Consider the following 11,734-nt stretch of genomic DNA (forward strand, 5'->3'; position numbering starts at 1 on the left):
CGGCGGCTGGAGGAGCAGGGGCTGCTCCGGAGCGAGTGGAATGTCGATGGCTCGAGACCGCGCCGCTACTATGTGCTCAGCCCGATGGGGCAGGAAGTGCTCAAGGCACTGACCGCCGACTGGTTGCGGCTCACTCAGGCCTTGGCCGAACTCCTGCCGAGAGAAGCTACTGGCCCCAGCGGGCCAGTCCAAGAAGGAGTGTGAACGATGGATCTGATAGACCGCTACGTACATGAGGTCGGTCGGCGGCTGCCGCGCAAGGACCGGTCCGACATTCAAGACGAACTCCGATCGAACCTGGTGGACACCCTCGAGGCCGGCGCCGGCGGGGCGCCCACAGTCGAGGATCAGGTTAACCTACTGCGGGAGTTCGGCCCACCAGAAAAAGTGGCCGCCTCCTACCGGGGCGACCGGGTGCTAATTGGCCCTGACCTCTTCCCGTTCTTCCGGATGGTGGTGGGGATTGTGCTCACGGTTCTGGCGGCGGTCCAGCTGGTGCTGCTCGGTGTGCTGGTGGCCTTCACGCCGGGTTACACCATCGACGTCGGATGGCTGTTCGAGTTTGGCGGCAGCCTGATCTACGCCTTCGGCAGCGTCGTGCTGGTGTTCGCCCTGCTGCAACACTTCGGCGTCCGCCCGACGTCCGAGGAGGAGCCCTGGGATCCACGTGCCCTCCCGGAGCCGGAGCTGGAAGAACTGATCCACCCCCGTGGGCTGGTCGTCGAGATGACCTTTGGCTTGGTGCTCGTGGTCCTGCTGCTGTACCTGCCGAACCTCCTCGGCTTGGTGTTCACCGGCGGCGGCAGCTATGTCATCAATCCTGTCTTGCAGGACAACCTGCCCCTGGTCATCACCTCGCTGCTGATGGGGATCGGTCTGAACATCTTCCTGCTGTGGAAGGGGGAATGGACCACGCTGACGCGGGTGGCGAAGATCGCCGTCAACCTCTTCGTGCTGTTCGTGCTCTATGTCCTCGTCGCCGGTCATACCCAGTGGCTTGCGGCCTACGATGCCCAGGGTCTGTTCTCGATCTTTGAGACGATCCCCCCGGAGGCGCCGATGCCGCTCGAGGTGGCGCTGGCTCTGGTCATGTGGTCATTTCGTCTCGGTTTCTTTGTCGCCTTGGTGGTCCGGGCGGTGGAGACGGTGCAGCTGGCCTACGCCATGGTCCGCAACGCCGTTTCCCCGCATGATCGCCAAGGCTCGTCGCCGCGCCTGAAGTCGGACTCGATCCAATAGACCGCTTCCCGCGAACATCCCCGCGGTCGCTCTCCCAGGGCCACGATGCCGGTTCTCTGGCATCGTGGCCCTGCCTGATACGGAGAGAGTGCGCTCCTCGCCGAGAGCACCGACCCCCTGCGGTCGCGCCTTCACGTTACCAGGGGGAGCGCCCCCCGCCGGGCCCTTCCATCTCCAGGGGAGGGTCCGCGACGTGAAGGGGCTGCCCTCATGACGTGGCGGGGCGCGGCCGATTGGGGTGGGCGGTGCAGGAGCAATCGCCCGACATCCGACTGACCCGCCCCGGAATGGTTGCCGGATGGTGGCGCATGGGATCTTGGAGATCCAGGCACGCCAGCCTTGGGTTGGGCATGCCTCTCCGCTGATCGACAGGATTGAAATGGCGGGTCGGTCTGCGCTCGCCCGGCTCTCACGGGGGAAGATCCTGGGGGCTGGGGCTTCGAGGGTGAGCGAGGCTCATCTCGGCGCAGTCATCCGGGAATTCAAGGGATGCGGCCGCACGGATGTGCGGTAGCATGGAGGCGTCAAGTCGAGCGCCGCGATCGGGGGCCAGGAGCCTGCCTCGGCGATAGGCAACATGCCGGCCCAGCGGGTGACCACGAAAGGGATCTGCCATGACGGACCAACCTCGCGAGAGCAAGCCCGAGAAAAAGGCCGAGAAGCAGGAGAAGGAACGCGAGAAGGAACAAGAGAAGACCCGCGGCAGCGACGAAAAGCACTGGGACGAGAAGGTTCGCCGTGACCCGTTCGGCACGACTCTCTGGGGATTGATCCTGTTGTGGGCGGGGCTGGTGCTGCTGGCCAGCAACCTGGGCTGGCTGGGCCCGCTGGCTTTCCTTGCGCCATGGTCGCTGATCTTGCTGGGAGCCGCGGCCATCTTGTTCCTCGGCGTCGCAGTCGTCCTGATGGTCCCGGCCTACCGCCGGCCCGTCGGCGGCCTGGTGGTGCTGGCCTGCCTGTTGCTCGTGGGGGGCCTCGGATCCTCTTTTGGGCTGATGCTGCTCGGCCCGGCTCTGCTGATCGGCTTCGGGGCGCTGATCCTGGTGCGCGCCCTGCGGCGCTAGTCCCCCTGCTGGGTTACAGCCGGCCGAAGCGCAAGGTCAGGAACTCGTCCCAGGCATAGCGCAGCGGCGTCCACCACTGTTCGCGCCCGATGCAGCGGAAGTAGGGGGGCTGCATCGCCAGGATCTGATCGCCGATCCGGTAGCGGGGGAGGACGGGGGTCGAGACGATCAGGCTGCCCAGCTCGCCGGGCTTCATTTCGTGCAGCAGCCGGATGCCGCCTGAGGTCTGGACCTCGAACAGGAACAGGTCGTAGTTCGGCACCCAGGCCCGCTTCTCATCCCGCTGCTGGCCGAAGATCCCCTCGGTGGTCCCATAGATCTCCCGGATCGCGACCGGACCATACAGCGCCTTCAAGATCGGCTCGAGGCGGGTGTTGATCCCGGGCACGCTGCCCAGGGTCAGGATCTTTGTATTCCACAGGTCCTTGGGGTACAGCCCGTATCGGCGCTTGAGGGATTGACCGAATTTGATGGCCGTCGGCGCCACCCCGCCGACCAGGGTGACGTTCTCTCCCCGGCACTTCTCGTACGCCAACTCGAACCGGGCCTCCCAATCGCGCACCGTGGTGCCGCCGCCCAGCCCGTCGATCTCGTCCTGTGTGGGGAGAGAGCGGATCGGGGTGAAGGCCGAGACGTGGCGGGTGTAAATGCCGGAGCTGTAGCCGTACTCAATCTCCCGCTCGCCTAGGCGCAGCGCACCGACGCGCGAGGGGAAGTTGAGGTTGAGGTTCACCCCGTCGAACAGATCGAAGCGCTCGTTGTCCATCACATAGTTCATCATCGCCCGGCCGGCACTGATGCGCAGGCGCAAATCGGTGGGTGTCATCGGGATGAACTTCGACTCCCCGGTCGTGGTACCGCGGGTGATGGCCCAGCCGACCGGATCCTCGGAGAGCAGCAGCTCGGTCTCGCCCTGCATGACCCGCTGCAGCCACGGCTTGAACTCGGGGTAGGTGCAGATGGGGAACTGCCGCCGGTAGGCTGCCAGGCTGTCCACCGAGGCCGCGGCATGTTCTTTGCCGTAGCCGGTGGCAGCGTAGTCTGACACCAGTCTCTCCAGCACTCTGGCCTGGGCCGCAGCCGGGTCGGCCACAGCTTTGCGCCAGGGTTGGAGCAGCGCCGCCAGTGTCTCTCGGGGATCCATTCCTTGCATGCTCTGTCTCCCAGTCGTTGGCAAGCTCGAGGCCTGCCCCAGGCGGTGGATTCTCGCCGACTCCCCGGGCGGCGGCAAGGCACTCCCGGGCAGGGCTGGAGAGGCCTGAGAGCCCTTTGACAGGGAATGAGGGCGAAGGTCCGCCACAGTCGAAGGCGTGTGCGCGGCGGCTCACAGTCGCCCGGCTGCAGACCCGGCGTGGAGGACAGCGATGGGAGAGAACCGCTCGACGTTGAACAGGCTTGTGGCCCAGGCGCGCGAGGTGTTCATGCGATGGGAGCGGTTGCGCATTCCTTACAACGCGCTGCTCGCTGCCGTTGTGCTGTTCCCGACGGGAGGTGGATTTCACTGGCCGGATCTGGCCGAGATCCCAATCCTGCTGCTGGGGGCAGTCCTGGCGAACCTGTGCTTCCTGGCAGGCCCGGCGGCCGAGGCCTACCTGGCGTGGGTGGGCATCCGGTCGAAGCTGGTGACGGCAGCGCTCTTCGTCGGTGGCGTGCTGGTCTCGATCCCTTGCGTCTATTTCTTTGGCTTCAGTGTGGTGTTGATGAACAGCTGAGGGAGGCGGGCGGCGCGGCGTCTTGCCCTGACGGTTGCGCCGACGGGCGGACCCTGAGGAGGCACCCGGGCTTGCTGCCGGCGGTTGACGCCTCTCGGGAATTCCCCTAGACTGAATTCGTGCTCGCCAAGGTCCACGCTGCAGCCGTCGTTGGGCTGGAGGGGGCGATCGTCGAGGTCGAGGTGGACACCGGGCGAGGTCTCCCCTCCTTCATCATCGTCGGGTTGCCGGATGCCGCGGTGCAAGAGAGCCGCGAGCGCGTTCAGGCGGCGGTCAAGAACGCCGGCCTGACCTTCCCGCGTCAGCGGGTAACGGTAAACCTGGCGCCGGCCTCGCTGCGCAAGGAAGGCCCATCCTATGACCTAGCGATCGCGCTGGGGGCGTTGGCGGCCAGCGGGCAGATCGATCCCGCGCTGCTGAACGACACCCTGTGCGTGGGGGAACTCTCGCTGGATGGCTCGCTGCGCCACGTGCGGGGCGTCCTGCCGATCGCGGCCCTGGCGCGGGCAAAGGGCTTCGGTCGGCTGGTGGTGCCGGCGGAGGATGCCGCCGAGGCGGGGATGATCCCCGGACTGGAGATCGTCGCCGCTCCCTCGCTCACAGCTCTGGTCAACCACCTGGCGGGGGTCGTGCGACTGCTGCCGCCAGCTCCCAGCGACAGCGATGCCTACGTGCCCGCGTTCGCCACCGACTTCGCCGAGGTCAAGGGCCAGGAGCATGTCAAACGGGCGTTGGAGGTAGCCGCCGCCGGGGGTCATAACGTCTTGATGATCGGGCCGCCGGGCGCCGGCAAGACGCTGCTGGCCCGGGCGCTGCCCTCGATCCTGCCGGCGATGACGCTGGAGGAGGCACTGGATGTGACCCGCGTCTACTCCGTGGCCGACCAGCTGCCGCCCGGCGTGCCGCTGATCCAGGGCCGGCCGTTCCGTTCGCCGCACCACACCATCTCCCATGCCGGATTGGTCGGCGGTGGCAGCTGGCCGCGGCCTGGAGAGATCTCCCTGGCCCATCGCGGGGTGCTCTTCCTGGACGAGCTGCCGGAATTCGGGATGCGCGTCCTCGAAGTCTTGCGTCAGCCGCTGGAGGACAAGGTCGTAACCATCAGCCGGGCGAGGGGATCGCTCTCCTTCCCGGCGAACTTCATGCTCGTCGGCGCCATGAACCCCTGCCCGTGCGGCTACTTCGGGGACCTCCTCAAGGAGTGCAGCTGCTCCCCGGCGTATGTGACCCGCTACCAGAAGCGGATCTCCGGGCCGCTGCTCGATCGGATCGATATCCATGCCGATGTGCCGCGGGTGGAGTTCGACAAGCTGTCTTCCGAAAGACTGGGAGAGGCGTCCCATGCGATCCGCCTCCGGGTCGAGGCCGCCCGCGCCCTGCAGCGGGAACGGTTCGCCGCCGGTGGGCTGATGAGCAACGCCGACATGGGACCGGCCGATGTGCGCCAGCACTGCGTTCTGGATGAGGCCGGCAGGGGACTGATCCGCCAGGCGATGACCCAAATGCTACTCTCGGCCCGAGCCTACCACCGTGTCCTGAAACTGGCGCGGTCGATCGCCGATCTAGCCGGCGAGCCGCGAATTCTGACGGCTCACCTGGCGGAGGCGCTGCAATATCGGCCGCGTCGCTGGGCTTGACGGCTACTCGGCCTCTGGAGTTGCCGGATGCCGGTGCGGCCGGAGCGCTCAGGCAGGCTCGATTCGCAGCTGAACCTCGAAGCCTCGCAGTCCGGCCTCACGCACGAAATCGGCACCTGACATCGCCATTTCGACCGGGATCACGCCGCGCGGCACACCCCCTTGGACGATGGCCTCAAGCAGGATGGCGGCATGCCAACCCGTGCCTTGCTCCATGGCCGTGAACCCTGTGGCCTTGTCGGCGTAGTGGATCAGATCGACCCAGACCTCCACCGGCTTTCCCGCCCGTTTGCCCCGGGCCAGGATGCGGATGATGATCAGGTCCTCGATGTCCGGGCCGGCTCGGATCTGCGGCTCCCACAGCGCGTGCAGCACCTGGCGCGGGACCACCGGCTTTCCCTGGACCAGGCGCGGTTCCAGATCGAGCAGGCCCAGCTGCTGGATCGTCTTGAGCTGAGCGAAGTTGCCCGGATAGCGCAGCGTCTTGTTCTGCAGGGTCTTCAACCTACCGGCATAGGTGCGGGCGGCGGTCGTCAGCCCTCCGGCGGTGGTGAAGGCCTCCAGCCTACCGATCGGTTTGGGAAACTCGACGATCTCCAACTCCTCGAGGGTCGGCAGGCGGACGGTCTTGCCGTGGCGGATGTACAAGCACTCGCCGTCGTACTCATTCGTCAGGCCGTCGATGCTGAAGGTCAGGTTGTAGTTCCACGGCGGCTCGGGGTGGACGGGGAGGCCGCAGTCCCACATGAAGACCTCACTCGCCTCATCCAACTGCTCGAGGGCGTACACCACCAGGGAAGTCCCCATCCCCGGAACCTGGCCGCAATCGGGGACGACGCCGATTCCAGCCTGGCTCGCATCCTGGCTCAGATCGATCTGGGCGAAGACGACATCGGAGTTGCCGCCCAGATCGGTCATCGAGGCGCCGGCCTGGATGGCGGCGTGTGTCAGGCCCAGGTTGAAATAGTACGGGACGGCGCTGAGGAAGGCGGTGATCCGCTCGCGGCGCAGCCACTCGGCCACGGCGTGAGGATCGCTGGCATCGAGGCTGGCCGGGGAGGCGAGCTCCGCGCCCAGCAGGGCGTTGACCCGCTGGGCGGCCCGCTCGGCTTGCGCCCGGTCGGCATCGGCCATCCAGATAGCCTCGGCATCCCCATGCCGTCCCAGGTCGTAGGCGGCGGCGGTCCCTTGGCGGCCAGCGCCGATCACGGCGTAGCGCACTCCCATGCTGGTTGCCTCCTGGGCGCGACGCCGGGCGCCACGCCATGCTTCCCCGGCGCCAAGTATCGCACCAAACCCCGGGCGGCGGAACGCCAGGAGGTGATTCGAGTTCGGCCGGTGCCGTGTTCCGACGCTAGGATCAGGGATCCACTGCCTCGCGGCACCGGCTCTCTGATTGCGGGCTAGGCTGTCCCGGGGAGGAGAGGCAGCTCAACGAGCTGGGCTGGCTGCCCCGCTTCGGCCACGCTAACCTGCGCAGCGTCAACCGCAAGGGCGCTGGGCCGGACCAGCGCCAGCCCGATCCATCCCAGGACCGGGGAAAGCGCCACGCTGGTGAGCTCTCCCACGGTGCTCCCCTGCTGCTGCAGCCGCGCTCTCGGATTGGCCGGTCCCGGCAGCCGAACGCCGACCAGGCGTCGCGCCAGGCGTTCCCGGCTGGTCATGCGGGCGATAATCTCCTGGCCAATGTAGCAGCCCTTGTCCAGGCTGATCGCCTCTGCCAGCCCGACTTCCAAGGGGATGCGGTCGTCGGTGATTTCGCTGCCGGGAGCGGGGATGCCGGCCTCGATGCGCAGGACTTCGAAGAGGGGGCCGGCAATGTCATCCGGCTCGGCCAGTCGAGCCAACCCATACTTGGCCGGCGAGGGGCCCAGGATCGCCCAACCCCCGGCCGCCGGCCGATCCACACGCCAAATCCAAGCCTCCCCTGCCGGAAGCCAAGCGCCTGATTCCAGGCCAGGGGCGTCGCTCGAGATGGCCGCGGCCGCCGCCTCGGCTGCCGGGCCAAGCACCAGCCAGGCTTCCCTGCGAGTGGCCTCGAGGCGCAGCGTGAGGTCGTCCTGGAAGAACACGTACTTGCGGAGCCAGTCCACGACGGTCGAGCCGCGCCCTGGGGTGGTGAGCAGCAGCAGGTTGTCGGAGCCGGCGAGCACCTGGACGAAATCGACAATCCGCGCCAGGGGCGTGGTCAGGACGGTCCAACGCAGCCTACCGGGAGCAAGCTGGGTGAAGTCGTTGGTGGACATGCGTTGGAGGAAACCCAGGCGCGTCGATCCATCCATCACAATCACGTCCGGCGCTGGGCGGCGTAAGACGACCTGCCCGGTCCGGGCGGCGCGGTGAGCAGCGGCAATACGCTCGAAAGCGGCGGGATGGGTCATAACCTGCAAGACCTCAGCCCTCCCGATTGTACCGGAACCGACCCGGGCAATCTCAGATCGAGGCGGGGGCACTTGGCGCAGGTATAATCCGTCAAGTGGCACACCTCTTGCACGCCGAATAGAATGCCCACTCCGGGAAAGATCGATGGCCAAGGATCGCCGTCCGGCCGAGGAATTGTCGGTCACTGAACTCGAACGAGTGCTGGCCAGGAAGCGGATGGATGCCCGCCAGGCCAGGCTTGACCGATTCCGAACGACCGGCCGTGCCCTCGAGTTGCCGGGCCAGGCGGCCGGCGACGACCTAGACCCACCGCGGGCAGGCGGGGGGCGGGGCAGCCCCGGGGCGGTTGAACCCGAGCGGCGGAAGGCACGCAGCGCCATGAACCGTGTGCTGCTGGGCGTCGAGGTGGCCGCGCTGCTCGGCTTCGCCTTCGTGCTCTTCAGCGGATTCGGGGTGCTGAGGGTTCTCAACCGGGAGGTGGCCGAGGCGCTGGCAGGACCGACCCCGGGCCCGACGCCGATCATCAGCGCCGTCGTTCTTCCATCTGGACACACGCCGCCGACATCGCCGGGCGGGGCCCGCCCGAACGAAGACGAGATCCCCGAGCACTTGCGTCCGCTGGTGCAGTCCGTAGGAGAGGTCGATATCCCGACTCCCAGCCCCGAGCAGGCGCGCAGCCTGTGGATCCCCGCCCTGTGGAGCCAGCCGGCGCCCGTCGTCCAGGGCGACGGGTGGGAACAACTTAAGAAGGGCGTCGGCCAGCACATCGGCACCGCCAACCCGGGCGAGGCGGGAAACCTCGTGGTTTCCGCCCACAACGACATCTTCGGCGAGCTCTTTCGAGAGCTTGATCGCCTGCAGCCCGGCGACGAACTGGTCGTCAGCACGTCCTCCCGCGAATACCTGTACCGTGTGACCGGGCTAGAGATCGTCGAACCGACCGATGTCAGCGCGATAGCCCCGACCGCCCGCCCGACAATCACCCTGATTTCCTGCTACCCTTACCTTGTCGACAGTCAAAGAATCGTGGTGTTCGGCGAGTTGGTGGAGAGTTAGGGGCCGCGGCCGGCGCGAACCGGCCGATTGAGGAGCGTTGAAGTGAGTAGAAGAAGGAAAGAGAGCAAACCCGGGGCGAAGGCACCGCCGGCTGCGGCCCTCGGGCAGTTCCAGAGCCGGAGCCCGTCGGAGTTCGCCCCGGATTATTCCTATGTCAAGAAGGACCTGCGCCGGATTGCGCTGCTCGGCGGGGGGATTCTGGCTGTCCTGTTGGTGTTGGCAATCCTACTGAACTGAGCCTAGCCGGAGAGGGACCCGGGTGCAGCCGCCGAACGTGCGCTTCAGTCTGCGCTGGAAGATCGCCATCCCCTTCATGCTGCTGGCGATGGCCCTGGGCTTCGGCGTGGTGGCGCTGATCGGGCGCAGCCTGAGCGGCAGCGCTCAGGAACGCCTAGCGCGCCAGCTGGCTGGAAGCGGCCGCCAGGCGGTGGATTCCGTGGTCCTGCTCGAGTCGGACCTGCTCAGGCTTGAGCGGCTTGTGGCCAACACCGATGGCGTGGTAGAGGGGGTGTCCCAGGCCGACGCCGAAGCGCTGCGCTCGATCGTGCTGCCGTTGGCCGTCAACGTTGACTCCGACTTCGTCTCGATCGTCAACCGCGAAGGCACCAGCCTTCTGACCGCGCGCCGGCCCCCCGATGCGCCGGTCGGGGAATACGAGACGCTGCGCGGCGAATCGTTCTACGCCGGATGGGCGCCGTTGCAGGAAGCCTTGGCCGGCGGAAGCTCCGAAGGGGAGAGTGACAAACGCACCAGCTTGGAGCTGATCGTGGTCGGAGACCAGTGGGTGCCGGTACTGGTGATTGCCGGACCGCTGCGGGACGCCGGGTCGCGGGTGGTCGGGGCGGTCCTGGTCGGAGAGTTCCTGGGCGACATTATCGATCGGCTGGGGGAGACCGCCGACGCCGACGTCTCGGTCTACGACCGCGCCGGCGGAGCCTTGTTGGACACCAGCCTGTCCCCGCAAGATCCGGCTGCGCTCACACTGTCGGAGGCCGATCTGCAGGCCGGGCTGGCGTTGGATGCGGAGACGACGCCCCTGCGCAAACTGGTCGTCAATGGGCTTCCGTACCAGGAAGCCTTGACGGCGCTGGTAGCCGGGCCGAGCGGCGAGGCGTTGGGTGTGCTGGGGGTCTCCCTTCCTGAGCTGGCGGTCATGGGCTCGGCCGATCGTGCCGTCCGGGAGATCGCCTTGTTCGCCGCCTTCGGGATGGCGCTGACGGTTCTGATCGGGCTCCTTGTCATCAACTATGTCACCCGGCCGCTGATCCGGGCGGCAGCGGCCTCCTCTGAATTGAGCGCCGGCAACCTCGACGTGGAGATCCCGGAGCAGGGGGCGGACGAGGTCGCCATGCTGGCGCGCTCCTTCAACACGATGGCCCAGGCCATCCGGACGGCGGGGTACACCGTGATTCGGCCGGCTGTGACCCAGGCCCGCCAGGCGGATACCTTGCCGCTGGAACTCCCCCAGCCGGCGAGCCCGACCGTCGTCACTCAATCGCGGGCCACCGTCCTGGCGGCAGAGCTGACCGGCTATCCGCTGGAGTCGGCCCAGGTTTCGGGGGAGATCGCCATGGCCAACCTGGCGGAGCTCTACGTCTCGATGGAGAGAATCATCAACGGCCATGGCGGCCAGGTGGAGGCTTTCGAAGGCAGGGAACTGCGAGTCACCTTCGGCATCCGGCCGCGGCGGCTGCCGACGGCGGTGGCTGCCCTGCAGGCCGTGCATGCCGGCCTGGCTTTACAGGAGTTGGTCGAGGGCTGGCAGAAGCTGCGCACACCGACGGGATCGCAGCCCACCGGGATTTCGATCGGCATCGCCACCGGCGAGGTGGTGACGGGACTGGTGGGAGAGACCGGGCGATCGCATACGGCCATGCTCGGCAGTGCCAACGAGACCGCCGGTCACCTGCGCCAGATCGCGCGCGAGATCCCGGAGAGCCGGGTGTTGATCAGCGCGACCACGTATACCTTCCTGGCGGGCGCCCAGCGGCACTTCCTGTTCGGGCGGACTGGCCAGGCCTCGGTCCGGGGGCGGGACGTGCGAATCACCCTGTACGAAGTCCTGGGACGAAACTTGCGGCTCATTGAAGGGAGCGCCCGCCAGCCCTAGGGGTGTCAAGGCCGCCTCGAGCGGAGGGTAGGAGCACCGGGCCAGTTGTTGGCAGGTGCGGCCCGGCGTATGCTCCTAGCAGGGACAGGTGGCGTGGGTCCACCGTCCGCGGGGTAGAGAGGCTAGGGGTATGAAACCGGGACCTGGCAGGCGCTGGCTGGTGAGCGCCGTGGCGCTGTTCCTTATCCTGTTCGTGGTCTGGATCCTAGCCGTGTTTCAGCTCAGCCCGGCGGCTGCCGGTGCAGGCTCGCTGCAGCTTCGGCTGCGGTCGAACCTTGCCGCCGACTACTCCGCCGCGCCTGTGCTGCGCATGATCCGCACCCTGCGCCTGACGGTGATGGAAGATGTTCTGCGCGACATGGGGATGACCGACGAGCAGGCCTCGGCTGAGATGCGGGCGATGCAAGCACTGATGGAGTCGCCGGTGCCGACGGCCACGGCTCGCAGCCTGATGGGCGAGGCGCCGTTCACCGCCACGCCGACCAAGACCCGGGTCCCAACCGAGACGCCGGTGCCGGCCGAGACCGCCACCCG

12 protein-coding genes are annotated in these 11,734 nt (G+C 67.3%); 9 read left to right on the plus strand and 3 right to left on the minus strand.

Going from position 1 to position 11,734, the window contains the following annotated elements; all coding sequences use genetic code 11:
• The 3 genes from MUO23_03285 to MUO23_03295 all read left to right on the plus strand — a co-directional run.
• Window positions 1-204 (plus strand): PadR family transcriptional regulator (locus MUO23_03285; GenBank protein MCJ7511979.1); only part of this gene is annotated, 204 nt, incomplete at its 5' end.
• 3 nt (window positions 205-207) lie between these two features.
• Window positions 208-1,239, plus strand: a complete 1,032-nt coding sequence (locus MUO23_03290; protein ID MCJ7511980.1) for a hypothetical protein — start codon at window positions 208-210, stop codon at window positions 1,237-1,239.
• A gap of 614 nt (window positions 1,240-1,853) precedes the next feature.
• Complete coding sequence (locus MUO23_03295; GenBank protein MCJ7511981.1) at window positions 1,854-2,303, plus strand: hypothetical protein; 450 nt, start codon at window positions 1,854-1,856, stop codon at window positions 2,301-2,303.
• 13 nt (window positions 2,304-2,316) lie between these two features.
• On the opposite strand, the gene MUO23_03300 is transcribed toward MUO23_03295, so the two are convergent.
• Window positions 2,317-3,456: a GH3 auxin-responsive promoter family protein gene (locus MUO23_03300; GenBank protein MCJ7511982.1), complete on the minus strand. Its 1,140-nt coding sequence runs from the start codon at window positions 3,454-3,456 to the stop codon at window positions 2,317-2,319.
• Window positions 3,457-3,667: 211 nt separating this feature from the next.
• Between MUO23_03300 and MUO23_03305 the strand changes: the two genes are divergently transcribed.
• Entirely contained in the window at window positions 3,668-4,015 is a 348-nt protein-coding gene (locus tag MUO23_03305; GenBank protein MCJ7511983.1) for a hypothetical protein, read from the plus strand.
• A gap of 119 nt (window positions 4,016-4,134) precedes the next feature.
• On the plus strand, window positions 4,135-5,652 hold the full coding sequence (locus MUO23_03310) for a YifB family Mg chelatase-like AAA ATPase (protein MCJ7511984.1): 1,518 nt from the start codon (window positions 4,135-4,137) through the stop codon (window positions 5,650-5,652).
• A 48-nt stretch (window positions 5,653-5,700) separates the two neighbouring features.
• Here the strand turns inward: MUO23_03310 and MUO23_03315 are convergent, their stop codons facing one another.
• Window positions 5,701-6,879 carry a saccharopine dehydrogenase NADP-binding domain-containing protein gene (locus tag MUO23_03315; protein ID MCJ7511985.1) on the minus strand — a complete coding sequence of 393 codons (1,179 nt, stop codon included), beginning with the start codon at window positions 6,877-6,879 and terminating at the stop codon, window positions 5,701-5,703.
• Window positions 6,880-7,055: 176 nt separating this feature from the next.
• Window positions 7,056-8,033 (minus strand): hypothetical protein, encoded by a 978-nt coding sequence (locus MUO23_03320; protein MCJ7511986.1) that lies wholly within the window; start codon window positions 8,031-8,033, stop codon window positions 7,056-7,058.
• Between the two features lie 145 nt (window positions 8,034-8,178).
• Here MUO23_03320 and MUO23_03325 point away from each other — a divergent pair, with 145 nt between their 5' ends.
• The 4 genes from MUO23_03325 to MUO23_03340 all read left to right on the plus strand — a co-directional run.
• Window positions 8,179-9,090, plus strand: coding sequence for a sortase (locus MUO23_03325; protein ID MCJ7511987.1), 912 nt, complete (start codon window positions 8,179-8,181; stop codon window positions 9,088-9,090).
• A gap of 42 nt (window positions 9,091-9,132) precedes the next feature.
• Window positions 9,133-9,327, plus strand: a complete 195-nt coding sequence (locus MUO23_03330; protein ID MCJ7511988.1) for a hypothetical protein — start codon at window positions 9,133-9,135, stop codon at window positions 9,325-9,327.
• 22 nt (window positions 9,328-9,349) lie between these two features.
• On the plus strand, window positions 9,350-11,200 hold the full coding sequence (locus MUO23_03335; protein MCJ7511989.1) for a HAMP domain-containing protein: 1,851 nt from the start codon (window positions 9,350-9,352) through the stop codon (window positions 11,198-11,200).
• A gap of 130 nt (window positions 11,201-11,330) precedes the next feature.
• Window positions 11,331-11,734: hypothetical protein (locus MUO23_03340; GenBank protein MCJ7511990.1), on the plus strand; the 404-nt coding region annotated here is incomplete at its 3' end.

The sequence above is a fragment of the Anaerolineales bacterium genome, assembly GCA_022866145.1.
GTDB lineage: Bacteria > Chloroflexota > Anaerolineae > Anaerolineales > E44-bin32 > PFL42.

Bases quoted from the DNA above. Each gene is read 5' to 3' on its own strand.
- MUO23_03305 (MCJ7511983.1), top strand. From the start codon at position 3,668: ATGGGAGAGAACCGCTCGACGTTGAACAGGCTTGTGGCCCAGGCGCGC.
- MUO23_03315 (MCJ7511985.1), bottom strand. From the start codon at position 6,879: ATGGGAGTGCGCTACGCCGTGATCGGCGCTGGCCGCCAAGGGACCGCC.
- MUO23_03295 (MCJ7511981.1), top strand. From the start codon at position 1,854: ATGACGGACCAACCTCGCGAGAGCAAGCCCGAGAAAAAGGCCGAGAAG.
- MUO23_03290 (MCJ7511980.1), top strand. From the start codon at position 208: ATGGATCTGATAGACCGCTACGTACATGAGGTCGGTCGGCGGCTGCCG.
- MUO23_03325 (MCJ7511987.1), top strand. From the start codon at position 8,179: ATGGCCAAGGATCGCCGTCCGGCCGAGGAATTGTCGGTCACTGAACTC.
- MUO23_03320 (MCJ7511986.1), bottom strand. From the start codon at position 8,033: ATGACCCATCCCGCCGCTTTCGAGCGTATTGCCGCTGCTCACCGCGCC.
- MUO23_03300 (MCJ7511982.1), bottom strand. From the start codon at position 3,456: ATGCAAGGAATGGATCCCCGAGAGACACTGGCGGCGCTGCTCCAACCC.